Origin of the sequence: Anaerosacchariphilus hominis, from assembly GCF_014290175.1 — a bacterium.
GTDB classification, from domain to species: Bacteria; Bacillota; Clostridia; order Lachnospirales; family Lachnospiraceae; genus Laedolimicola; species Laedolimicola hominis.
In genome coordinates, this window is sequence record NZ_JACOOR010000008.1 from 63,922 (window position 1) to 86,755 (window position 22,834).

The 22,834-nt window shown below is 45.7% G+C and carries 27 protein-coding genes; all 27 read left to right on the forward strand.

Annotation, left to right across the window (positions count from 1 at the left end; all coding sequences use genetic code 11):
• Nucleotide 1 precedes the first annotated feature (1 nt).
• Nucleotides 2-874 carry a secretion protein F gene (locus tag H8S44_RS13430; protein WP_118696828.1) on the forward strand — a complete coding sequence of 291 codons (873 nt, stop codon included), beginning with the start codon at nt 2-4 and terminating at the stop codon, nt 872-874.
• A 17-nt stretch (nt 875-891) separates the two neighbouring features.
• Nucleotides 892-1,302: a DUF4320 family protein gene (locus H8S44_RS13435; RefSeq protein ID WP_117471996.1), complete on the forward strand. Its 411-nt coding sequence runs from the start codon at nt 892-894 to the stop codon at nt 1,300-1,302.
• 22 nt (nt 1,303-1,324) lie between these two features.
• Nucleotides 1,325-1,870, forward strand: a complete 546-nt coding sequence (locus H8S44_RS13440; protein WP_002593814.1) for a hypothetical protein — start codon at nt 1,325-1,327, stop codon at nt 1,868-1,870.
• Between the two features lie 81 nt (nt 1,871-1,951).
• The gene (locus H8S44_RS13445) at nt 1,952-2,560 is read left to right on the forward strand and encodes a DUF6550 family protein (RefSeq protein ID WP_118696827.1); all 609 of its coding nucleotides are present in this window, start codon (nt 1,952-1,954) and stop codon (nt 2,558-2,560) included.
• Between the two features lie 96 nt (nt 2,561-2,656).
• A complete protein-coding gene (locus H8S44_RS13450; RefSeq protein ID WP_117471992.1) occupies nt 2,657-4,360 on the forward strand; it encodes a hypothetical protein in 1,704 nt (567 codons plus the stop codon).
• An 8-nt stretch (nt 4,361-4,368) separates the two neighbouring features.
• Nucleotides 4,369-4,839 carry a hypothetical protein gene (locus H8S44_RS13455; RefSeq protein ID WP_117471990.1) on the forward strand — a complete coding sequence of 157 codons (471 nt, stop codon included), beginning with the start codon at nt 4,369-4,371 and terminating at the stop codon, nt 4,837-4,839.
• Nucleotides 4,840-4,855: 16 nt separating this feature from the next.
• Nucleotides 4,856-5,188, forward strand: coding sequence for a DUF3852 domain-containing protein (locus H8S44_RS13460; RefSeq protein WP_008400387.1), 333 nt, complete (start codon nt 4,856-4,858; stop codon nt 5,186-5,188).
• 115 nt (nt 5,189-5,303) lie between these two features.
• A complete protein-coding gene (locus H8S44_RS13465) occupies nt 5,304-6,218 on the forward strand; it encodes a hypothetical protein (RefSeq protein ID WP_408609389.1) in 915 nt (304 codons plus the stop codon).
• Nucleotides 6,219-6,235: 17 nt separating this feature from the next.
• Nucleotides 6,236-7,138, forward strand: a complete 903-nt coding sequence (locus tag H8S44_RS13470) for a conjugal transfer protein TrbL family protein (protein WP_117471984.1) — start codon at nt 6,236-6,238, stop codon at nt 7,136-7,138.
• A gap of 15 nt (nt 7,139-7,153) precedes the next feature.
• Nucleotides 7,154-7,528, forward strand: coding sequence for a DUF7768 domain-containing protein (locus H8S44_RS13475; protein WP_117471981.1), 375 nt, complete (start codon nt 7,154-7,156; stop codon nt 7,526-7,528).
• Nucleotides 7,525-9,249: a DNA (cytosine-5-)-methyltransferase gene (gene dcm, locus H8S44_RS13480; RefSeq protein ID WP_181968502.1), complete on the forward strand. Its 1,725-nt coding sequence runs from the start codon at nt 7,525-7,527 to the stop codon at nt 9,247-9,249. The genes H8S44_RS13475 and dcm overlap by 4 nt, the downstream gene beginning before the upstream one ends.
• A gap of 110 nt (nt 9,250-9,359) precedes the next feature.
• On the forward strand, nt 9,360-9,617 hold the full coding sequence (locus H8S44_RS13485; protein ID WP_117471979.1) for a 4-oxalocrotonate tautomerase: 258 nt from the start codon (nt 9,360-9,362) through the stop codon (nt 9,615-9,617).
• A 161-nt stretch (nt 9,618-9,778) separates the two neighbouring features.
• Entirely contained in the window at nt 9,779-10,039 is a 261-nt protein-coding gene (locus H8S44_RS16905) for a hypothetical protein (RefSeq protein ID WP_117471977.1), read from the forward strand.
• Nucleotides 10,036-10,635 (forward strand): hypothetical protein, encoded by a 600-nt coding sequence (locus tag H8S44_RS13490; RefSeq protein ID WP_002593804.1) that lies wholly within the window; start codon nt 10,036-10,038, stop codon nt 10,633-10,635. The genes H8S44_RS16905 and H8S44_RS13490 overlap by 4 nt, the downstream gene beginning before the upstream one ends.
• A gap of 17 nt (nt 10,636-10,652) precedes the next feature.
• On the forward strand, nt 10,653-12,482 hold the full coding sequence (locus H8S44_RS13495) for a VirB4 family type IV secretion system protein (protein WP_117471975.1): 1,830 nt from the start codon (nt 10,653-10,655) through the stop codon (nt 12,480-12,482).
• A gap of 15 nt (nt 12,483-12,497) precedes the next feature.
• Complete coding sequence (locus H8S44_RS13500) at nt 12,498-13,541, forward strand: amidoligase family protein (protein WP_117471972.1); 1,044 nt, start codon at nt 12,498-12,500, stop codon at nt 13,539-13,541.
• A 71-nt stretch (nt 13,542-13,612) separates the two neighbouring features.
• Nucleotides 13,613-14,077 (forward strand): gamma-glutamylcyclotransferase family protein, encoded by a 465-nt coding sequence (locus tag H8S44_RS13505; protein WP_242990551.1) that lies wholly within the window; start codon nt 13,613-13,615, stop codon nt 14,075-14,077.
• Between the two features lie 53 nt (nt 14,078-14,130).
• Complete coding sequence (locus tag H8S44_RS13510) at nt 14,131-15,156, forward strand: C40 family peptidase (protein ID WP_117471968.1); 1,026 nt, start codon at nt 14,131-14,133, stop codon at nt 15,154-15,156.
• A 113-nt stretch (nt 15,157-15,269) separates the two neighbouring features.
• On the forward strand, nt 15,270-15,548 hold the full coding sequence (locus H8S44_RS13515; protein WP_002593799.1) for a hypothetical protein: 279 nt from the start codon (nt 15,270-15,272) through the stop codon (nt 15,546-15,548).
• Nucleotides 15,549-15,617: 69 nt separating this feature from the next.
• The gene (locus H8S44_RS13520) at nt 15,618-15,881 is read left to right on the forward strand and encodes a DUF6103 family protein (protein ID WP_055650613.1); all 264 of its coding nucleotides are present in this window, start codon (nt 15,618-15,620) and stop codon (nt 15,879-15,881) included.
• A gap of 407 nt (nt 15,882-16,288) precedes the next feature.
• Nucleotides 16,289-16,702, forward strand: a complete 414-nt coding sequence (locus H8S44_RS13525; protein WP_117471965.1) for a hypothetical protein — start codon at nt 16,289-16,291, stop codon at nt 16,700-16,702.
• Nucleotides 16,703-16,857: 155 nt separating this feature from the next.
• On the forward strand, nt 16,858-17,277 hold the full coding sequence (locus H8S44_RS13530) for a nuclear transport factor 2 family protein (RefSeq protein ID WP_117471963.1): 420 nt from the start codon (nt 16,858-16,860) through the stop codon (nt 17,275-17,277).
• 195 nt (nt 17,278-17,472) lie between these two features.
• Complete coding sequence (locus H8S44_RS13535) at nt 17,473-17,889, forward strand: YjdF family protein (RefSeq protein WP_117471961.1); 417 nt, start codon at nt 17,473-17,475, stop codon at nt 17,887-17,889.
• Between the two features lie 43 nt (nt 17,890-17,932).
• A complete protein-coding gene (locus H8S44_RS13540; RefSeq protein WP_117471959.1) occupies nt 17,933-18,253 on the forward strand; it encodes a TfoX/Sxy family protein in 321 nt (106 codons plus the stop codon).
• 24 nt (nt 18,254-18,277) lie between these two features.
• Complete coding sequence (locus H8S44_RS13545) at nt 18,278-18,877, forward strand: alpha/beta hydrolase (RefSeq protein WP_117471957.1); 600 nt, start codon at nt 18,278-18,280, stop codon at nt 18,875-18,877.
• A 110-nt stretch (nt 18,878-18,987) separates the two neighbouring features.
• On the forward strand, nt 18,988-21,864 hold the full coding sequence (mobP3, locus tag H8S44_RS13550; protein ID WP_117471955.1) for a MobP3 family relaxase: 2,877 nt from the start codon (nt 18,988-18,990) through the stop codon (nt 21,862-21,864).
• 14 nt (nt 21,865-21,878) lie between these two features.
• Nucleotides 21,879-22,817 (forward strand): DUF3991 and toprim domain-containing protein, encoded by a 939-nt coding sequence (locus H8S44_RS13555; RefSeq protein WP_117471953.1) that lies wholly within the window; start codon nt 21,879-21,881, stop codon nt 22,815-22,817.
• The last annotated feature ends 17 nt before the right edge of the window (nt 22,818-22,834 follow it).

Consider the following 22,834-nt stretch of genomic DNA (forward strand, 5'->3'; position numbering starts at 1 on the left):
TATGGAAGGCTTGTTATTTTTATTCGGGCTGTTTTTAGCTCTGGGACTTTTCTTTTTAACTGCGTCTGTTCTAAAGTTACCTACCATGGGTGCGGCGAAGGCCATGCTGGGTACGGTAAAACAGGAGCGGAAAGCGGCAAAGACATTGGAGACTTATTTTATGATCCTAGCAGTGCGACTGTCTGGTTTCATCCGGATGGATGCATATAAGAGAAGCAGGATGCAGAATGTGTTAAAAGCCAGTGGAATGAATATGACCCCGGAAGTGTATCAGGCGTATGCTCTGGTAAAATCAGGCGCAGTACTTTTGGGGGCGATTCCCTGCATGTTCCTTTTTCCGCTACTGGTTCCTGTCGTGGTTGTGCTGGCATTACTTCTTTACTTTAAGGAAAATCAGAAAGCGGATGAAACCTTAAAGGCAAAGCGGGAAGAGATAGAGGGGGATCTTCCGAGAATGGTGGCGACTATGGAACAGGAACTGAAAGCAAGCCGTAATGTGATCGGTATGTTGGAGCGGTTCAAGGGGAATGCGGGACCAGCGCTGACTGGAGAGTTAGATATTCTTCTGGCGGATATGCGTTCCTCCAATTATGAAGCGGCGCTGACACGATTTGAGGCAAGACTGAACTCGCCCATGCTGTCCGATGTGGTACGTGGATTGATTGGTGTCCTTCGAGGGGATGACAGCACAGTGTATTTTCAGATGCTGGCTCATGATTTTAAGCAGATCGAACTGCAGAGATTAAAAGCACAGGCACAGAAAATCCCTCCCAAGATCCGTGTTTTTTCCTTTGTCATGCTGGTATGTTTTCTGCTGACTTATTTGGCGATTATCTGCTATGTGGCATTGGAGAGCCTTGGAGGAATGTTTTAGACAGGAAGGAGGAGAGGATGAGGAGTCATCGTTTATGGAGAGCGCTGTCAGAAAGACGGGGCGAAGGATATGTGGATGTGATTGTGCTGGTTTTGTGTGCGGTCATGGTGCTTGCCCTTGCCATGCGTGTGCTTCCGGTTTTTATTCAGAAACAGCAGCTGGATACCTTCGCTACAGAACTGGTGCGTGAAGCAGAGGTAAGCGGGCGCGTAGGTGCAGAGACAAGCCGCCGTGCCGCTGTGCTGTCGGAAAAAACAGGGCTTCATCCGGACATTTTATGGTCCAGTCATGGAAGAATCCAGTTAAATGAAGAGGTTACCGTTATCCTGACGATGGATACAAATATCGGTCTGTTTGGCGAGTTTGCTTCTTTTCCGGTTACGCTTCGCGCACAGGCAGCTGGAAAATCAGAAGTTTACTGGAAATGAGGTGGAGGGATTGCGGAAACGGATGAAAGAGATACTGAGAGACAGGCGAGCCTCCTCATTTCCCATGACCATTGGGATTGTTCTTTCGCTGATTATTCTGATGTGTGGGATTAGTGAGTATTTCCGGCTTCAAGTCATTGCGGCAGGTGTGCGGGAAGCCGTGGAGGATGCTGTCATTTCCACAGTCAATGATAATTATGCAGGTGTGTATCATGGAGTCAGGGAGGGATATTCTGGCAGCTATGTTCCCTTTGGAGAGGGAAGCTGGGAAGAAGATCTGAATGAAGGGGACATTTATGATTATCTGGATGAAACCATAGGGACCCAATTGTCTGGCGGCAGACATGTAAAGTATGCGGATACTGGAACTGCAATGGAGTTTGCCATAGATAGCCTGCAAGTGACGCTTCGGAATGCACCTCTGGCCCCATCGGATCCAGCCCATGCGCAGCGGTTTGAGGCAGATGCCATTGTTAGACTGGAGGTTCCAGTTCGGTTTGGCGGCCGGATTCTTCCATCCATGTGGATCACATTGAAGGTACAGGCTGGATATACAGAGGTGTTCTAGGGAATGACCTGGACTTTGAGAGGATTGTATAGTATGTTGTGCATAACAAAACAGAAAACAGGATAAAGGAGGAGCAGAATCATGAAACTGACAGAGAAGATGAAAAAGAATCTGGCAATTTTGGGCGGCGTGCTCATAGGAATCGGCCTGATCGCTGCCATTGGAATGCAGTTTGGTCCGAAACCGTCCGGTGAAGATGTTCTGCCAGGAACAGGGGAGACGGAAACAGAATTGATTGTAGATCCTGGAGATTTTGAAAAGAAGGAAGAGGAAAGTAAAGTAGTATCCAGAGAAGAAGAGAGCCTTGTGATTCATCCAGGAATCGGAGAAAATCAGGAAACAGACACTCAGGCGGTGGACAGCCGGTCGCCACAGACTGATCAGACAACGCAGAGTATCCAACCAAAACCAGCTAAACCAGAACCGCCAAGCAAGGAGATCCTGACAGATCCAACACAAAAACCAGATGGTACAAAGCAGGATACCCCTCCGGTTCCCGTGGATCATGAAGCGGTAGAAAAACCGTCCGAACCGGTAGCAGATCCGGAACAGCCGCAGGCAGGAGATACTTCCGGGAACCAGATCTATGTTCCAGGATTCGGCTGGGTAGAAAACCATGGAGGAGGAGGCTCTGGAACTGCAGCAGAAGATATGTATGAAAACGGGAATAAGATTGGCATTATGGATTAAGACAGAAAGAAGAAGCACCACATCAATGTGGTGTTTTTTCTTTTCCCAGATACCAGGGAAGGAAACAAGGCTTCCTGTGGTTGGAAAGGAGGATACTTGAAACAGAAGAAATGTGTGTTTTTCATAGTCTCAATCGTACTGTCTTTGATACTCTCCATCCAGGTTTATGCAGTAGGGGACGGAAATCTTGATGGGGGCGGCGGAAGTATGGGACAGGGGACCAGTCAGAATTCCTGGTCACCGGGAAATGAAGGGGTGCGGGTTACTGTCATTCGGGCAGAGAGCCATGATCCGGTAACAAGACCGATTGACTTAACAAACAAGCATCCGAATATTGCCTACTCCTTTGGGAAAGTCAGTAAAATGTCTTATACCAGAGGAAGTGCTTTGATGATTGATACCAATCCATATGAGTATGTAAATCCGGCACAGTCTCTACCCAGAATCATCAGCTCGAAAAGCTTGGGGCAAGCCAATATTGAGCAGATCAAAAGCTATTTTACAGATGAACAGGTGGTGCGCAGCATTGCCGGACTAACCGGAATGGACTTTGATACACTGGTGGGAGGAGAGTACCGGCTTTTATTGGAGCCAATCAGTTTTCTAAAATTTCAGGGAACTCTGATTGCGGTCACGGCAACAGAGGCAGCACTCTATGATGAGATGTTAAGCGGAGGGCTTCGAGCTGTTCTTCCAACCGTGGCATTTCAGAACCTGCCGCTGTCCATGTTTTTGGAAACACCGGATCTGGGATATCCGGCCTGGGGAGGTCCGACATCGGGAGTCCGTTCCAACAGTGAAATAAAGAGTTCCTTGGGTCTTGGTATTGTACGGTTCCGGGATGTGCCTCCAGAAGAACCGGAAATCACGACCTATGATTATGAATATCGGACGAATACGGAAGTGATTACGGCAGTAGAGGTAAGCGGCGGGCAGAGTGATCCGGATCATCCGGTATCCGTAACATTTTCTGTAGGAGGAAGAAGCTATGAGGTAGGGGAGGTATATTATCCATCCGGCGACAGCCAGTTGGCTTGGATCCGTTGGACAACACCGGAAGAACCCCAGGCCATGACGATGACCGTCCGTGTGCGAGGTGGAGGAGGAACCAGTAAAGGGACTCTTCATATCAATGTCGTGGATCTGGATGAAAATCCACCGCCAGATCCCAATGCGGATGACCGGAATGACGGATTTACAAGGCCTGTGATTCCTTCTAATGCAGAAGTAACCTCCGCATCCTGGAGCGTGTGGAGACCATGGTGGCAGGAACATTGGGTATGGCACAGCGGAGATGAGGATGATGACGGGTACTGGTGTGACCATGGCTGGTGGGAGTTTGACCTGGATCGATACTCCGCAAGCCTGACTGCAGATATGAGAATTACAACCGATGAAAAGTCTCCTACCGCTACGGGAAGGACGATGAAATCCGGTTATGGATTCCAAGAGAAGGTAACGACACATGTCAGCACCAATCAGAGTTCTGCAGTGACATCTGCGCAGAATGCGGTGACTTATTTTCCGGAATTTCAGTATGAGAGGTTTTGGAGGCTTTTGGAACGGATGAATGGCGGCTATGATATGACCCATGAGTTTAAGAAAAATGGTTACAGTACCTATGAGAGGAGAACGCATTTTACACCAATTTGGTATCCGGATGGAAGTTATACGCCATATACTTGGCTGCTGGATTGCTGGACACCGGCTGGAATGCTCTCCATGAATCTGAATGATTCTATTATCATTGATGGGAACTTGTGGAGTGACTGGCATATCGCACCACAGAAACCAGAGTAGGAGGAAGTATGTCATATCAACAGACGGAGAAACCAAGGGGATTTTTGTATCATTACACAACCCGTGACCATTTGGAAGATATTCTGAGGGATGGCAGGATACGAAGGATGGGTGATAAGGAATGCTGGTTTTGTACATCTTTAGAGGATACACTGGAATTAATGCAAAAGACGGTGATGATGGAAGGGAAGCCTTACTATGGAGTTGGAGGAGTATTAAGGTATTATCCTGTATTTGTTCCGGAATCCTATGTGATTTTGAGATTGCAGCCACGTTTTCAAAATGGGGAATGGGTTCGGTGGAATCAGGAACTTCCACTAGATGCACCTACTTCTTTGCAGGAGGAGGCAAAGCGGTTTAGCAGTTTAAAAGTTGGCTTTCGGGGAGATCTAAAGTTTCAGGAACATCCGGATATTATCGAATTGGCTCCTCTTCTTGAAAGACAGCAAAGAATGGGGCTGAAACTCACACAATCTTAGTAGAAAGGAAAAATAAATGAGAACAAAGAAAATTTCAGCAGTTATGTGCATGGTATTCGTACTGGTAGTTTTGTTCTGCGTTCCGGTATATGCATCGGGCGATGTAGCCGGTGCGATTGAGGGAACTTGGCAGACGGCATCCCAACAGATTAAAACAGTTGTCGATCATGTTGTATTTCCCGCTATAGATTTGATCCTTGCCGTGTTCTTTTTTGGAAAACTGGGAACGGCATACTTTGATTATCGGAAGCACGGACAGTTTGAATGGGCAGCACCTGCAATTCTGTTTGCCTGTCTGGTATTTACCCTAACTGCACCGCTTTATATCTGGCAGATTCTTGGAATTTAGGAGGTATATCATGGGATGTTGGGGAATTACTGCGTTTGAGTCCGATGCTGGACTGGATGCCATCAGTCTCATACGGAAACATCTTCCGGAACAAGGGGATGTAGAACTCCGGCAGATGCTTGCCTGGCTGAAGGCAGATTCTTGGAATGCCCCTCCGGAAGTGTCAGAAGGGGTGTCTCATACAAGCCCAATGGCAGTGGCAGAACTAATTGTAAAATTCCAGGAGAAGGATTTTTCTGCACTGGATGGAATCAGGGGGGATAAGAAGTTTTCCTCCCTGTCTTCTTTTACAGCATCGAAAGAATCCCTTCAGTGGGTAAGGGAATATCTGTCGGAAACTCTTTTTTACAGCCGTAAATGTGCAAAAGAGCAGGAGAAGTCGGGAGTTTTGTGGTGCGGCTGGTTTCAGGAACGGGATTGGAAGCACTGGCAGGCGCATATGGAAAAACTGATTGGAAGGATGGATGAACTGCTTACAAGAGAGGGAGAAACAGTTGCATTATGGACAGGAAGCGTTTGCCAGAAGGTGGAACCGGGAAAAATGGCAGGAAAGAAAGAAGGGGAAGAACGTGAGAACCCACATAGGTCGGAGGAGGAAAGCATGACATTTTTTGAAAGGGAACTAAAAAAAATGTTTGGAACGGGAGCGAGCTTTTCAGAACCAAGGTTTGTTGGGAATTGTTGTTATGGAAGGCTGACGGATCAGATCCGTGTCAAAATCAACTTTCAGACAGGCATGGTTGCGGATCATTATGACCGATTGAAAGTGACCCTTTTGAATCGGAATGAAGGAATGATCGACAGCATGGTTGTGAAATTTAGAGATGTGTGGGGCCTGAAAAACACGACGAACCCTAATTTTCGTGATGGGGTAAATCCCCACATTTGGTCCTATGGAAAAGAGACCAGCTGGTATGTATATCAGCCCGGGAAAGAAGATTATAAAGTACTCAGCGAGGCGATAAAGACTTATTTGGAAGTGTTTCAAGAACCGGAGGAAGCTATGCAAATGGGACAGAAGATGTGTTAAGGGGAGGTGGTTAAAACTTGTTTATCTGGGATTTTGTTGCAGATACGGTTCTGGGACAGATCATTGACTGGCTGTATGGTCAGATTGTTGGATTTCTGGGAGATTTTTTCATGCAGATGGGAAGCATGGGGGCTGAACTGTTTGAAATGAGCTGGGTGCAGTCTGTCGTGCTTCTTTTTTCTTATCTGGCATGGGCACTTTATGTGACGGGAATCGTAGTGGCAGCCTTTGAATGTGGAATTGAATATCAGAATGGCAGGGGCAGCATACGCGACACGGCACTGAACGTAATCAAGGGATTCCTGGCAGCCAGCCTGTTTACTACTGTTCCAGTGGAACTGTATAAACTCAGTGTTTCCCTTCAGGGAAGTTTTACAGCTGGTATTACAGGATTGGGAGAAGATATTGGGACAGTTGCGGCAGGGATTGTGCAGTCTCTTCAGGATGCCGCCACCTGGCAGGAGGCTGCCGCATCAGGTGTTTTTGGTGGAATCGGAATGATTAGTAGCCCGATTTTTATGATTTTTCTCCTGATTCTCATGGGTTATGCGGTAATCAAAGTGTTCTTTGCGAACTTAAAACGGGGCGGGATCCTGCTGATTCAGATTGCAGTAGGGAGCCTTTATTTATTCAGTGTGCCAAGGGGATATATTGATGGATTTGTTGGCTGGTGCAAGCAGGTAATCGGTCTGTGCCTGACCGCATTTTTACAGGCGACGGTCCTGATCGCAGGTCTGATGGTCGTTAAGGATCAGGCACTGCTTGGTCTGGGGCTTATGTTATCGGCAGGTGAGATTCCGCGGATTGCGGGGCAGTTTGGGTTGGAAACAGGAACCAAAGCAAATGTGATGGGAGCAGTCTATGCAGCGCAGGGAGCTATGAACCTAACAAGGACGGTTGTGCAAGTGGTTTCCAAGTAGAGAGGACGGTGAAGGATGGAACACAACAAACTGGTGTATATTGCATCTCCGTATTCTGGAGATGTTGAGCGGAATGTAGCATTTGCAAAGGCAGCCTGTCGTTATGCCATGAACCAGGGGGTTACGCCAATTGCCTCTCATCTGCTATATCCGCAGATGCTGGATGATGGAGTCCCAGAAGAGAGAAAGCTGGGAACAGATATGGGGCTTCGGATTTTGAAGGTTTGTGAGGAAATCTGGGCGTGTGGAAGTGAACTGTCTTCAGGAATGGAGCAGGAAATCCGTGCAGCAAGGCAGCTCCGGATTCCGCTTAGACGGGTCAGCGAACAGGAAATTGGATGGGAACTGTGTGAAGTACCGATACAAAAGGGAATGGAGATGGGCGGATGATGACACTGGGGAGCCTATTTGATGGGATTGGAGGATTCCCTCTGGCGGCAGTTCACTGTGGAGGTGTGCCGGTATGGGCCAGTGAGATAGAACCGTTTCCCATGAGGGTAACCAAACTCCGGTTTCCAGATATGATCCATGTAGGGGACATTACAAAACTGGATGGAGCAAAATTGCCGCCTGTGGATGTAATCTGTGGAGGCAGCCCCTGTCAGGATTTGTCAGTAGCCGGATTACGGAAAGGATTGGCAGGGGAGCGCTCCGGCCTGTTTATGGACCAGGTACGCATAGTAAAGGAGATGAGAGCAGAGGATGAAAGACGAGGGGTATCAGATGACTTTATTCGACCTCGATACCTCGTTTGGGAAAATGTCCCTGGAGCATTCAGCTCCGCAAATGGAGAAGATTTCCGGGCGGTCATCGAGGAGATTGTCCATATCAAGGACAGTACCTGTCATGTGCCTCGACCTGACACCGGGCGCTGGGAATCTGCTGGGGCTGCCATTTTGGGAGATCAATTCAGCTTGGCTTGGAGAGTCTTGGATGCTCAATACTGGGGAGTCGCCCAGCGCCGCCGTAGAATCTTCCTTGTCGCAGATTTTGGAGGACTCACCGCACCAAAGATATTATTTGAGCAGGAACGCCTGCTTAGGGATCCTGCGGAGGGCCAAGGTCAGGGGAAAGGAGTTACCACCGCAGCTGGAAACAGCTCTGCGGATTCAGGCGGGAGTAGAGTAGCAGAGGAAAAACAGGTGGATATTTTTGCGTTCCATATTAATCAGAGGGAAGAAACGATCAACCTCAACGGAATATCCGGAGCTTTGATGGCAACGACCAATATGCAGATGCAGACCTTTGTGGCAGAGGGGATGAGGAAGTTTGAAAGTGCAGAAAAAAAAGAAGAGTGTCTGTGCCTCAATGACCAAGGAGGAGAGCGTATGGATGTTTCGGTCGATATAACAGCAACCCTGCGGGCAGGGATGAGTGGTCATCCGCCTCTGGTGATGGGCATCCAGCAGGGGAGTGCTGGGACAGAGGAAATTCCGGATCCAGCTCTTACAGAGGAGGCAGAAACCGGCGGGAACAATCAGCAGATTCTGTTTGAGAATCACGGGATTGATGCCAGATATACAGGTCCGCATGAGGTGGCCCCTACCATGTCAGCCCGGTATGGAACAGGAGGAAACAATGTCCCACTGGTCTCAGATATGCCGGAGAGTTATTGTATTGCCGGAAATATCATTGATCGGGAAGTACAAAATGGAGGAAATGGTCTGGGATGCCAGCCGGATATTTCCTATACTCTTACTAGTGCAGACCGTCATGCAGTGTTCAGCCGCCAAAGAAGTGATGAATTTCTGCAAAATCGGGTAACAGCGACTCAGAGTGCCAGACAGCATAAGGATGCTACGGATTTGGTGTGTGAGCCGTATCAGAATACGGTAGGAACCATTGGATATACAGATCATAAGGGGATCAATAATCAATATGTCAGCGAAGATAAATGTATTGTTGAGAACCGGAAATTGATCCGGAGGCTGACGCCTTTGGAGTGTGAACGGTTGCAGGGTTTTCCGGATCACTGGACAGATATCCCTGGTGCCTCGGACAGTGCCCGTTACAAAGCTCTTGGAAATAGCGTAGCGATACCGTGTGTGGATTTTGTTCTCCGTGGTATCGCTTATTTTTTGCGGAAGATGAAGGAGGAGAAAGAACCATAAGATTGGTAGTTCTGCTTCCGTTTTCAGGCAATCTTTGTTGGGTATCGTCATAGCTATCTCATCTCTTTATGGATATACTTGGCTTGTAAAAACGAGGAAAGGAGAGTCAAATGGAAGAGCGTAAGAAAAATTTATGCGCCATGATTCCAGAATCCCTGCATAAGAAAGTGAGGGAAGAACAGGAAGAATGGGGAATCAAGCTGAACGAGTATATGGAACGGATTCTAAAAGACCACTTTGAGAAGGGAGAAAGAGAGATGGCAAACGGAATCAGGACACTGGCATTTCAGGTATCAGAGGAGTTTTTTCAGAGGTTAAAAAAATACCTCAAAAAGACAGGACAGAGCCAGAAAGAATTTGTGATCTGACTGATTGAAGATGTACTTTCGCAGGAAGAACATGTAGTATCTGGAGAGATGCAGGAGACAGAGGGAAAGGCAGAACTTGAGGAAACTGAATAAGAGGAAGGATCGAACATACCGCCGGCAGAGCTTCATCATGCCGGCGGTTATTATTTGGAGGTGATCGGTTGTATATTTATCCGGACCATTTGAAATCAAAAGCAACACTTTGGTTATGGCAGCTTCGGGACATTGGGATTCTTGGTATTTGCGGATTGGTCTCCATTTTAGTAGCTACGCAGGCGGGATTTATGTTCCCTTGTGTTCTGACAGGGGTATATGGATTTCTGACGATCCGATTTGAAGATACCAGCATTCTGGATTTTGTCCGGTATGCCTGTGCGTATTTTTTTATGCGTCAGCAATTTTTTGAGTGGAGGTATGAATGAGCAGGGAGAAAAGAAAAGCGAAAAAAGAGGCAGAGAAGCGCCTCTCCACACGGCAGTTCATTGGTGCAAAGGAGATTACAGACTACAGTCTGGTGACCTACGGACAGGGGGAGCTGGTGTATTTTATTGTAAAACCAACGAATATTTCTGTTTTGTCCGAATCTAGTGTCGGGGCAAGAATCTATGCTCTTATGACTGTGCTAAAAGGAGTGGCAGAGATTGAGATGCTGTGTCTAAACAGCAGGGAAAGCTTTGAAGACAACAAGCGGTTTCTGAAAAGTCAGATGGAGCAGGAAGAGAATCCAGTCATACGCCGTCTTTTGGAACAGGATCAGACCCATCTGGACCGGATTCAGGTGCAGATGGCGACAGCCCGTGAATTTCTGATTATGCTGCGGTTAAAAGATGAAAAGGAATCGGATATTTTTCCGTACCTTTCCAGGATTGAAAAATCCCTGAAGGAACAGAGTTTTTCTGTTAAACGGGCAGATAAAGAGGATATCAAACGTATCCTGGCTGTTTACTATGAGCAGAACGTGACCACAGAGAAGTTTGAAGACTTTGACGGGGAGCGGTGGATCATACCAGAGATTTAGAGTGAGGAGGAGATGACTTGAAAAAAGGAAGAACAGCAGTTGATGACAGGGAAGATAATGTGCGTATCCAGGAATTTCTGGATATGATCGCCCCGTCTGTCATTAAATTTGAAACAGATCATTTTATTTGTGGTAACACCTATCGTTGTGTCTGGGCACTGCGGGAGTACCCGACTGCTACGGAAGAGCAGGCAATTCTCTCCCATTTAGGGGAGAAAGACGGTGTAACCTTGCGGATCTATACTCGTCATGTGACACCCGTTGAGGAGCGGAAGATCATCAGCAATGCAGCCAACAAAAACCGGATGGATCGGAGCAATACCAGTGATTTACAGCAGACCGTTCTGGCTGAAAGTAATTTACAAGATGTAACTACCATCGTAGCCCAGATGCACCGCAACCGAGAACCCCTCCTCCATACGGCAGTATATCTGGAGTTGTGTGCCCATGATCTGGAGCATTTGAAGCTTCTTCAGACAGAAGTACTAACGGAACTGATCCGGTCAAAATTGAATGTAGACCGACTGATCCTCCGTCAGCAGCAGGGGTTCCGGTGTGTAATGCCAAGCGGTTATAACCTGTTTAAGGATCAGTTTGAGAGAGTGCTTCCGGCCAGCAGTGTGGCGAATCTGTATCCCTTTAACTATTCAGGAAAGACGGATCCTCACGGGTTCTATATTGGGAGAGATAAATTTGGGAGTAATGTACTGGTGGATTTTAACCGGAGAGCAGATGATAAGACGAATGCCAATATCCTGATTCTGGGAAACAGCGGACAGGGAAAAAGCTATCTGCTTAAATTGCTGCTGACGAATTTAAGGGAGTCCGGAATGCATATCTGCGCTCTGGATCCGGAAATGGAGTATGAAGATCTGACCAATAATCTGGGAGGGTGTTTTATCGACTTAATGAGCGGGGAGTTCATTATCAACCCTCTGGAACCGAAAACCTGGGACGAAGCGGGAAGCCCGGAGGATCTGGATGCACCTCAGACCTTTCGCATCCGATCCAGATTATCCCAGCATATCAGTTTCTTAAAGGACTTTTTCCGAAGCTACAAGGATTTTTCCGACAGGGAAATTGATGTGATTGAGATCATGCTGCAGAAGTTATATACCAGATGGGGGATTACAGACGAAAGTGATTTTGAATGCCTGGTTGCGGAGGATTACCCGGTTCTCTCCGATCTTTATGCGTTCATTGAGGAAGAATATCAGGGATTTGACGAAAACAGAAGACAGCTTTATACAGCAGAAATGCTTCAGAGTATTCTTCTTGGGCTGAATTCTATGTGTGTGGGAGCTGAGAGCAAGTTCTTTAATGGACATACCAATATCACCGATGATGGCTTCATTACTTTTGGGGTAAAAGGACTGTTACAGGCCAGCAGGAGCCTTAAAAATGCATTGCTTTTTAATGTGCTTTCGTTTATGAGCGATGTTCTTTTGACACAAGGCAATACGGCAGCCAGCCTGGATGAGTTTTATCTGTTCCTTTCCAACCTGACTGCAGTAGAGTATGTTAGAAATTTTATGAAGCGTGTGCGAAAAAAAGATTCTGCAGTTATCATAGCAAGCCAGAACCTAGAGGATTTTAATCTGGATGGCGTGAGAGAGTATACCAAGCCGCTGTTTTCCATCCCGACGCATCAGTTTCTGTTCAATGCGGGGAGCATTGATGCCAAGTTTTATACGGATACCCTGCAGCTGGAGGATAGTGAGTATAACCTGATCCGGTATCCACAAAGGGGAGTTTGCCTGTATAAATGTGGAAATGAGCGGTATAACTTAATGGTAAATGCCCCGGAACACAAAGCCAGACTGTTCGGAAAGGCAGGAGGACGTTAAAAGGGGAGACTATGAATGGAGTTAAAGGAGCAGAAATTTGGCATTGAGATTGAGATGACCGGCATTACCCGTGCGAAAGCGGCTGAGGTAACGGCAGAGTATTTTGGAACTAGAGTCAAATATCTGGGAACCTATTACGATACCTATGCAGCCATTGACACGGAGGGGCGGCAGTGGAAATTTATGAGCGATAGCAGTATTCACGCAGAACGGAAGGTAAATGGAAGCAGGGTAAATGCTGATGTGGAATACCGGACAGAGATGGTAAGTCCAATCTGCCGCTATGAAGACATTGTTACCATTCAGGAAATTATTCGGAAACTGAAAGAGCATGGTGCCCTGACAAACAAGAGCTGCGGAATCCATGTGCATATCAATGCAGAGCCGTTTGATGCCAGAACTCTCCGTAATATCACCAATATCATGGCATCCAAGGAAGACTTGATCTATAAAGCGCTTGGAGTGTCTGTGGAAAGGCAGCATCGTTGGTGTCAGCCGGTGGATACACGATTTTTGGATGAGTTAAACCGGAGAAAACCTAGAAGTATGGAAGCTGTAGAGCGGATCTGGTACAACGGAGAGAGCCGGAGGGATGCGCATTATGATGATAGCCGCTATCATTGTCTGAACCTTCATTCTGTTTTTCAGAAAGGAACTGTGGAATTTCGTCTGTTCAATGGGACGCTTCATGCAGGCAAGATTAAGGCCTATATCCAGTTTTGTCTGGCGATTGGCGCCCAAGCGCTGAATCAGTCCTGTGCCAGCAGAAGAAAAACTCAGACCAGCAATGAGAAGTATACATTCCGCACTTGGCTTTTACGGCTAGGATTAAATGGAGAAGAATTCGCCACAGCTCGTCAGCATCTGCTGGCAAATCTGCCGGGCTGTATTGCCTGGAAGGATCCGGCTCAGGCGGAAGCACAAAAGGAAAGAATGCGACAGAAGCGGGAGAAGGAATTGGCAGAACGGATCCAGAGACAGGAAATCATTCATCCAATTGAGGAATTAGAATCAGCTGGGGAAGCACAGGAATCCTCGGCTTTTTGTATGCGAATGTGACAGGAGGAAGCAAATTGAAAGGAAAACAAAGACTTTATATTGCCTATGGGAGCAATCTGAATCTGGAGCAGATGGCATTTCGTTGTCCGACTGCGAAGGTAGTAGGAAAGAGTGAGTTAAAAGATTATGAACTGTTATTTCGGGGAGGCCGCAGGGGAGCTGTGGCAACCGTAGAACCTAAAGCAGGGAGTACTGTGCCGGTGCTGATCTGGGAGATCCAAAACAGAGATGAGGCATCGCTGGATCTTTATGAAGGGTATCCCAATTTGTATGGGAAGCAGATGCTGGAGGTTGAACTGGATGGAAAAACTGTTCCGGCCATGGTTTATGTGATGACACCAGGGCATTCATTTGGAATTCCCTCTGACCATTATGCCAATGTAATCTGGCAAGGGTACGAAACGGCAGGGTTTGAAACCCAGTTTCTGGAGGACGCAATCGAACATGCTTATCAGCTTGTACAGAAACAGGAAAGAGAGGGATGCTTCTATCAGCAGAGCCTGTTTCATATGGGGGGCTATGATGGAATGAAATAAATCCTGATGCGTCAGATGAATATCTCGATAAAAAGTGTGGAAGGAGTGATTTTATGGCCGTCTCAGCTGCCGCTGTGACAGCAAAACTGGTAGCGCTTACCCTCTCTGACCGGAATGGGCGGACTGTGTTTTTTTCTGTTATTGCAGCATTAGTAACCCCTGTTATTTTAATTGTCACCATGATCCTGTGCACGCTTTCTGGGACTGCAGACCATAACATTTCTGCTGTCCAGAAGTCCTTTCATGGGGGGTATTTGTCCTCAAAGGTGCCAGCAGAGTATCGGATGTACATCGAAAATATGCAGGACAGTTTTGAAAAACTGGATGGGGTGTTAAATGAAATCAATGGTATGGCAGAAGCCGAAGAAGTAGATCCCTACCAGGTAAAAGCGATTTTTTATGCCCTGTTTTTTGGTAAGGAGCACCCTCGGATGGATGAGGGGGACTACCGGGCATTCGCAGATTGTTTTGTAGAGTATGAGGAGAGAGAGGATGAAGAGGGAGAAACCTATACGGTTGCAATTCCAATCCAAAGCCTGAATATGGTCTATGGAAATCTTGCTGCAGAATTAAACCAGGAGGTTTCTCTGGAAGATAAAACGAATGTACAGCGCATCTATATGCTGGCAAAATACGGTGTGAGTGTACCGGGTGGAAATGGTCTTCCTCCCGGACAGGCTATGGGAGATGGGAGTTTTTCCGCGCTGATGGCAGAGGCAACCCGTTATATTGGTTATCCCTATGTATGGGGCGGTAGTTCTCCAGATACCAGTTTCGACTGCAGTGGATATATCTGTTGGGTCTACACGAGATCCGGGGTGTATCATCTTTCTAGAACAACAGCTCAGGGGATTTATGACCAGTGTGCGATTGTGTCAAGAGAGGAAGCTAGACCCGGAGATCTGGTGTTTTTTACGGGAACTTATGCATCTGCAGGGGCGGTCAGCCATGTGGGGATTTATGTTGGAGGCTCTAGGATGCTGCATTGTGGTTCGCCTATTGGCTATGCGGACCTTACTTCTCCTTACTGGAACAGCCATCTGTATGCTTTTGGAAGGCTGGCAACTATTCCGGAATGAGACAGCTAAAAATGAAATTTGTGCAGATTTGCCTGGACAGTTTATGGATATGTGATATCGACTTTTAGAAAAAAGTTCGGTATTGTGTGTGGCTGAAAGGAGGGAAGTAACCGATGGATGAGATTATGGATCAGTTAAATCAGGTAATCGAAGAACGAGTTCTGGAGTTGAAGAGGAAAAGTGAAGAGGACAAGGTTCCCGCTTATTGCACAGAGACCAAGGAGCATGTCCTCCGCATGGATCGAATTCTCAATAGCCTTTCAGAGGATGACCGACAATGGTTGGACGACCAACTTATGGCTAAAATGGATATACCGGAACAGGAGCGTCTGAGGTATTATAAGGCAGGTCTTGCAGATGCCATTGAACTAATCCATTATTTAAGAACCTGATGAAACGAGATCGGGCGGCTGTGTGAGCAGCCGCCTGATTTGCTTTCTGAAAGAAAAAGGAGATTTGAAATGAGAAATACTACGATCAATGTCAGTTTTAACACAGAAAAATTGGATGCGTTAAAGTTCCATATGGAAAAAAGGGATACCGATCTTCAGGGGGAATTAAATGATACAGTACAGAAACTGTATGAAAAATATGTCCCACAGGCTACCCGTGAATATATTGATGACAAGGTGGCAAGAGAAATATCCGCCAGAGAACGTACCCGGAGAGCTGATCGGACTGCGAGACGGGAGGAGTCCCAGCTGGAAGAATCAGAAATCGTATGATAACCAGAAAAAAGGAAACGGAATCCCCAGTCATCCATGACATCCCCGTGTAGCCCCCTGTGTGCCCCTGTGTCGGGCTTTGGACAGCTAGGTGGCATCGTGGTACCCATACGAGGATTTTAAGCGGTGTTGGGCAAATGTGAGAGAAGGTTATGGAAACAGCAAGAACACGGGGGAATACGGGATTCTTGAGTGGTTGGCTGGGTCGAAACGTGTGCAGGTTAAAGGGGGTATGCTGCTTTTGGCAGCCCACCCCTGGAAAACACCGACCGGCAAAGCCGTTCGGAAAATCTGGTTTGAATACTTTTGGGGAAGGCGGTCGTAAGAATGGTGCTGGATTTTTGAAAGTGGCAGAATTTTGGAGGAAATGAGAGAGATTTTGTGAATACCAGGGTTAGGAGGAAACGATGGGAAGCGAACATACGAAAGTACGTGCGGGAATTTATGTCGAAAAGGAAATCTTAAACCAGGCAGATGGTCTGTTAGAGACAGCCAATGTGCGTTCCCGGAATGAATTTGTAGCAGAAGCGCTTAAATTCTATATAGGGTATCTTCTTGCAGGAAAAGCAGAAAATTATTTTTTGCAGTCGTTGGCTTCTGTGCTTACGGGAACCATTCAGGATAGTGAGAACCGTCTGGCCAGAATGGACTTTAAGATAGCAGTGGAATTGTCCAAGCTCTCACAGGTAATTGCCTACACTCATGATGTGGATGAAGAATCTTTAAACAGGCTGCACGCAAAATGTGTTGATGAAGTGAGGCGGATCAATGGAACTGTGAAGTTTGAAGATGCGTATCATTATCAAAAGCGGGATGTGTAGATATTGTTGGAAAAGAAAAGATGGAAAGAAAATTTATATGTACTTCCCTCTGGTTGTGTGATGAATTTTCAGAAGAGATAAAATATAGATTTGTCCTTTACGATGCAACAGCTCATCGATTATAATATATAAGAAACGAATCGAGGTGTAGAATTTTGAATGAGAGAGAACAAATCATTCAACTATGGTTCAAAATGTGGCTTACACAACAGGATCTTGGTATGGATGACATTTTTGCGGAAGACGTGATTTATACTGAAAGCTGGAGTCCAAAATATAATAACCGTCAAGTTGTAAAACATTGGTTTAATGAATGGAATACACGTGGCAAGGTGATGGAGTGGAAGATCAAGCAGTTCTTTCATAAAGATAACCAGACGGTTGTAGAGTGGTATTTTAAAAATGAAATGAATAATGGGAATATAGAGGAATTTGACGGAATGTCCTTGATTGTATGGACAGCAGATAATAAAATAAAATCATTAAAGGAGTTTGGATGTAACTTAAACAGTTATAATCCTTATGAGGATAGTGATACGCCTAAATTTAGAGATGAAAAGGCGAGTTGGTTTTAATTAGAAACAGAAAAATTATATGTGTTAATCTGGCCGAGGAGGCTTGATTATAAAAGTAAAGATAAAAACGCAACGTATGCAGTGATGCATACCAGAGCCGGTAGGTAGCCCGGCCGTCCTGCATATCAGGGTAAGTAACCTGCCCCTCCGGGTTGTCCATTCTTTGCTCATTTCAATCATTAAGGAGGGATTGCCATGAGTATAAGGACAGGCAAGCTGACAGTGTTTTTTGAGGAACCATTTTGGGTAGGTATTTTTGAGAGAGTTGAAAATGGGAAACTTTCCGTTTCCAAAGTAACATTTGGAACTGAACCAAAGGACTATGAGATTTGGGAGTTTGTGCTAAAGGAATATGATCGTTTGCGATTTAGTCCATCTGTGGAGGTTACTGAAAAGGAACTAACAAAAAACCCAAAGAAGCTCCAGCGTGAAATTCATAAACAAATGTTGGATAGGGGCGTTGGAACAAAATCTCAGCAAGCACTAAAGCTGCAGCAGGAACAAAGGAAACAGCAGCGTAAGTCTAAAAGCCGGGAAGACAAATTGGCAGAAGAGAAAAAAATGTTTGATTTAAAACAAAAAAAGAAAAAAGAGAAACATCGAGGACATTAAGAATGTAATGTATTCTTACACAAAATTTGGTTTGAGGTAAACGATGGCATCAAGCAAAAATTATTTACAATTTATTTTAGAGCAGCTGTCCGAGTTGGATGAAATTACATACCGTGCTATGATGGGAGAATTTATTATTTATTATCGTGGCAAGATTATAGGAGGTATTTATGATGACAGACTGCTTGTAAAACCTACAAAGTCAGCAATTGCCTATATGACAGATTCGGTATATGAAGTACCTTATGAGGGAGCAAAAGAGATGCTGCTGGTAGAGGAGGTTGATCAGAAAGAATTTTTGACAGGACTGTTCCACGCGATGTATGATGAACTGCCGCTGCCCAAATCCAAAAAGAAAAAATAGGTATTGTGAAGGGAAAACAAATAAATGGACAAGGCAATTTTGTATATACATGGTAAAGGTGGAAATCCGAAAGAGGCAGAGTATTATAAAGCGCTCTTTGAAGAATATGATGTAATTGGTTTTGACTATTCCTCACAGTCACCTTGGGAAGCGAAAAAAGAGTTTCCCGGATTGTTTGACAACCTATGCGGAACATATGAAACGGTAACAGTGATTGCGAACAGCATTGGTGCTTTCTTTGCTATGAGTGCTTTGGCAGACAGCAAAATAGAGAAGGCATACTTTATTTCTCCGGTTGTAGACATGGAAAGATTGATTCGGAATATGATGCAGTGGGCGAATGTGACCGAAGATGACTTGCAGAAACAGAAAGAAATCCCGACATCCTTTGGAGAAACACTTTCCTGGGCTTATCTTTGTTATGTGAGGGAGCATCCTGTTACCTGGACTGTTCCAACGCACATTCTGTATGGAGAAAAGGATAACCTGACATCGTATGAAACAATAGCTGAGTTTGCAGATAGAATCGGAGCAACACTTACAGTTATGGAAAACGGGGAGCACTGGTTTCATACGAAAGAGCAGATGGACTTTCTTTCTGACTGGATCAAGCAATGTACATGATATGTTCAAATGTTGAAACTATGTAACGGAAGAAGATGTGATAAAAAGTAAAAGGAGCCATGGTGTGTGATAAGCCATAGGTTCCTTTTTGCTTTCTAAAAAGGAGTAACATGGCAAAACTTATTTTTACTTCCCGATATTTAAAAGATGCAAAACCATCTCAGAAAGAAAATTATGTCCATTACATTGGAACGCGGAAAGGGGTAGAGAAAATTGATACAAGTAAAAAGCACCTCCCAGCAACGGTGAGTCAAAAGAAGTTAGTGCATCAGCTCCTGCAGGATTTTCCGGCGACAAAAGAAATGCTGGAGTATGAAGATTATCAAAGAAAACCAACAATCGAAAATGCCTCGGAATTTATTTCCTGTGCATTGGAACAAAATCTTGATATAGCAGCGACGCGAAAAAATTATGTGGATTATCTGGCGCATCGTCCCCGTGTAGAAAAGATTGGGGAGCATGGCCTGTTTACAGATGAGGGAGAACCGGTGGTTCTTGGACAGGTGCAGAATCAGGTGGCAGATCACAAGGGAATTGTGTGGACACATGTGATTTCCCTTCGGCGCGAGGACGCAGCCCGGTTAGGGTACGACAGTGCTGTTCAGTGGATGGCATTGCTGCGTTCCAAACGGGCAATGCTGTGTAAGCATATGAAAATTGACAGCGCCAATCTGAAATGGTACGCTGCATTTCATAATGAAAGCCATCATCCTCATGTTCATCTATTGGTGTACTCAGTAAAAGATGGAGAAGGGTATCTGACAAAGCAGTCGATTGAGGCCATGCGTTCTGAGCTGGCACATGATATTTTCCGTCAAGATTTTGCAAATATTTATGAGGAGCAGGCACAGTCTCGTATGGATTTAAAGGAACGGTCGGAAGTTGTAATGAAAACATGGATAGATGAAATACGGGCGGGGACGCTTAAGAGTTCGGAAATTGAAACCAGTATGATGCAGCTTTCTAAACGGCTGCAGAATACAGGCGGGAAAAAGGTTTATGGCTACCTGAAGAGAGATGTGAAGGATCTGGTTGATCATATCGTAGATGAGTTGGAGAAAGATGACCGGGTGTCTGCCCTGTACCGGGAATGGGGGCTATGGCAGGATGAGATTGTGAAGACCTACCGAAAACAGACGGAAGAATTACCGCCTTTATCAAAACAGCCTAAATTAAAAAGTATCAAAAATATGGTGATTGCAGAAGCATTGAGGCTTGGCAGTCATCATTTTTTGTTTGAAGAGAATGAAGATGGATACTCAGAACCAAAGGACGATTTTTTTATACAAGAACCAGATCCGGTAGCAGAGCTGACAGGGGAACTAGATTCGGACTATGCGGAGGAGGAACTCAAGCAAGAGCTTTTTCCTAATGGCAGAAAAGAAAAATCCAGTTCCAACTGGTGGACAGATGGATATATACAGGCTAGGAATTATTTGTATGGCAGCGATTCTACATTACAGGATTTTGAAAAGGCATATCAGAAGTTCCTTCAGGAAGCAGAGCAGGGGAATGGGTTTGCCATGCACGACCTTGGCCGGATGTTTGCGGATGGCTTGGGACGGGATGCGGATGTGGGGCTGGCACAGAAATGGTATGAGAAAGCATTGGAAGCATTTCTTGTAAGAGAAGAATCCGTAAAGAAAAAGGAGAAACCATATCTGCAATATCGTATTGGGAAAATGTATGCTTCTGGTTTGGGAGCAGAACAAAATTATGAAAAGGCGGCACACTGGTTTTCTCAGGCGGCTGCAATGGACCATAAGTATGCCCAGTATTCTCTGGCTGGGCTTTACCGACGGGGACGGGGGGTGGAGCAAAATGATATGCGGGCATTCTCTTTATACAGGAGTTCGGCAGAACAGGGAAATCCTTATGCCAGTCTGGAACTGGCAAAGATGTATCGGGATGGTCTTGGTACAGAGCCGGATCCCAAACTAGCAGAGAGAGGATTTCAGGATGCGTATTCCGGTTTCGTGATATTGGAAGAAAAAAGTCATGATGATAAACTGCAGTACCGAATTGGTCAGATGCTCCACACAGGAACGGGAACCGAAGCGGATGATAAGAGAGCAGCTGAATATTGGGAAAAGTCTGCCAAGCTTGGAAATACCAATGCTCAGTATGCACTCGGAAAACTCTGGCTGGAAACGGGAAGTGGAGACAGCGGCCAGGCAGTGGAATGGCTTACAAAAGCAGCAAATGCAGAGCACTCAGCTGCCCAGTATGTGTTGGGGAAATTATACCAGGATGGTGTGTATTTTAATAAAGATATGGATCAGGCCATGAAATGGTTCCGCTCTGCAGCAGAACTTGGAAATGAATATGCTGCATATCGGATGGGATGTTTGTTGCTTTTGGGGGAGGAAATACCGAAGGATGTGGAAGCGGCTGTGAAGTGGCTCAGTCTGTCAGCGGAAAAAGGAAATCCGTATGCGCAGTATCGGCTTGGAATGCTATATCTCAAGGGGGAAGAGTTTTCTCCCCAAGTGGAAGTGGCAATGAAATGGCTTCAACAGGCAGCGGAGCAGAAAAATGAATGGGCCTTTTATCAGTTAGGGAAGTTATATCTTTCAGGAGAACATGTAACGAAAAATGTGGAAACAGCAGTACATTACCTGGGACTATGTGCGGAAAAAGGAAACCAGTATGCTCAGTATGCGTTGGGAAAGTTATATCTCTGTGGCAGAGATGTTTCCCGTGATCGGGAAAAGGCAGTGGAATATCTGACAGCATCGGCAGAACAAGGAAATCTGTATGCCAGTTTTTTACTGGAACATCTGGATGCATATCAGGATCCGTCCTTGTTTCTGGCAGCAACCAGACTGCTTCATCATCTGGAAAAGCTGTTTTGCGAAGAAGTACAGAGACCAATGGAAATGAAGCGGTATCAGATTGACCGGAAACGACGCAGGAAACTGTCAGAGAAAAAGCAGGCTCAAGGACATCATAGGGATGATCAGGAGCCGGCACAAGGTATTTATTGACGAAGGAGGATGGCATGGGAGAATTTGTTTATTTTACGGAAGAACAGAAACAGAGGGCCAATGCGGTGGATCTGGAAGATTTTCTTTCCAGGCAGGGGGAAAAGCTGCTTCGTTCTGGAAGAGAAAAGCGCCTGGCCAGTGATCACAGTATTACAGTGAGGGGAAATCGATGGTATGATCACGCGACAGAAAAGGGAGGCTGTGCCATTGACTTTGTGCGGATGTTTTATAACCAGAGCTTTCCGGACGCAGTTACAATGCTGCTTAGCGGAGAACAGGGAGTTGCATACCAGGAAAGCGTGAATCAGCAACCAGAACCGAAAAAGCCATTCGTACTTCCAGAAGCGAACCAGACCATGCACCGTGCTTTTGCGTATCTGATAAAGACAAGGTGTGTGGATCCTAAAGTAGTATCTGTATTTGCAGGAAAACACATGATTTATGAAGATGTCAAATATCATAATGTTGTGTTTGTGGGTTTTGATTCAGATGGAATTCCACGCCATGCACATAAAAGGGGAACCTGTCAGAAGGGACAACCATTTAAGGGGAATGTAGAAGGATGCGATCCAAGGTACAGTTTTCGTTGGGTTGGGAAGAGCAATACCGTGTATGTATTTGAGGCACCGATTGATATGCTGTCTTTTATTTCCATGTATCAAAAGGGGTGGATGGATCATAGTTATGTGGCACTCTGTGGGGTGGCAGAACATGCGTTGATGCAGCTTTTGAATGATGCACCGCACATCTCCCAAATTGCTTTATGTCTGGATCATGATAAGGCGGGAATCCAGGCAAGGGAACGGATAAAGAAAAACCTGTCTGAGCGGGGATACCATATGATATTCTCGCTTTTTTCAAATCTTAAGGATTGGAATGAGGATCTTCAAGAACTGAAGAAGCCACCGCCGGAATATATGAACAGACAGCAGACAGTTATACAGATGATGTGAGAGGAGGGGAGTAGGAT

Bases quoted from the DNA above. Each gene is read 5' to 3' on its own strand.
- H8S44_RS13535 (WP_117471961.1), top strand. From the start codon at position 17,473: ATGAGTATAAGGACAGGCAAGCTGACAGTGTTTTTTGAGGAACCATTT.
- H8S44_RS13545 (WP_117471957.1), top strand. From the start codon at position 18,278: ATGGACAAGGCAATTTTGTATATACATGGTAAAGGTGGAAATCCGAAA.
- H8S44_RS13490 (WP_002593804.1), top strand. From the start codon at position 10,036: ATGAGCAGGGAGAAAAGAAAAGCGAAAAAAGAGGCAGAGAAGCGCCTC.
- H8S44_RS13505 (WP_242990551.1), top strand. From the start codon at position 13,613: ATGGCATTTCGTTGTCCGACTGCGAAGGTAGTAGGAAAGAGTGAGTTA.
- H8S44_RS13460 (WP_008400387.1), top strand. From the start codon at position 4,856: ATGAGAACAAAGAAAATTTCAGCAGTTATGTGCATGGTATTCGTACTG.
- H8S44_RS13525 (WP_117471965.1), top strand. From the start codon at position 16,289: ATGGGAAGCGAACATACGAAAGTACGTGCGGGAATTTATGTCGAAAAG.
- mobP3 (WP_117471955.1), top strand. From the start codon at position 18,988: ATGGCAAAACTTATTTTTACTTCCCGATATTTAAAAGATGCAAAACCA.
- H8S44_RS13440 (WP_002593814.1), top strand. From the start codon at position 1,325: ATGAAAGAGATACTGAGAGACAGGCGAGCCTCCTCATTTCCCATGACC.
- dcm (WP_181968502.1), top strand. From the start codon at position 7,525: ATGATGACACTGGGGAGCCTATTTGATGGGATTGGAGGATTCCCTCTG.
- H8S44_RS13475 (WP_117471981.1), top strand. From the start codon at position 7,154: ATGGAACACAACAAACTGGTGTATATTGCATCTCCGTATTCTGGAGAT.
- H8S44_RS13465 (WP_408609389.1), top strand. From the start codon at position 5,304: ATGCTTGCCTGGCTGAAGGCAGATTCTTGGAATGCCCCTCCGGAAGTG.
- H8S44_RS13455 (WP_117471990.1), top strand. From the start codon at position 4,369: ATGTCATATCAACAGACGGAGAAACCAAGGGGATTTTTGTATCATTAC.
- H8S44_RS13485 (WP_117471979.1), top strand. From the start codon at position 9,360: ATGGAAGAGCGTAAGAAAAATTTATGCGCCATGATTCCAGAATCCCTG.
- H8S44_RS13515 (WP_002593799.1), top strand. From the start codon at position 15,270: ATGGATGAGATTATGGATCAGTTAAATCAGGTAATCGAAGAACGAGTT.
- H8S44_RS13445 (WP_118696827.1), top strand. From the start codon at position 1,952: ATGAAACTGACAGAGAAGATGAAAAAGAATCTGGCAATTTTGGGCGGC.
- H8S44_RS13555 (WP_117471953.1), top strand. From the start codon at position 21,879: ATGGGAGAATTTGTTTATTTTACGGAAGAACAGAAACAGAGGGCCAAT.
- H8S44_RS13540 (WP_117471959.1), top strand. From the start codon at position 17,933: ATGGCATCAAGCAAAAATTATTTACAATTTATTTTAGAGCAGCTGTCC.
- H8S44_RS13520 (WP_055650613.1), top strand. From the start codon at position 15,618: ATGAGAAATACTACGATCAATGTCAGTTTTAACACAGAAAAATTGGAT.
- H8S44_RS13500 (WP_117471972.1), top strand. From the start codon at position 12,498: ATGGAGTTAAAGGAGCAGAAATTTGGCATTGAGATTGAGATGACCGGC.
- H8S44_RS13510 (WP_117471968.1), top strand. From the start codon at position 14,131: ATGGCCGTCTCAGCTGCCGCTGTGACAGCAAAACTGGTAGCGCTTACC.
- H8S44_RS13430 (WP_118696828.1), top strand. From the start codon at position 2: ATGGAAGGCTTGTTATTTTTATTCGGGCTGTTTTTAGCTCTGGGACTT.
- H8S44_RS13435 (WP_117471996.1), top strand. From the start codon at position 892: ATGAGGAGTCATCGTTTATGGAGAGCGCTGTCAGAAAGACGGGGCGAA.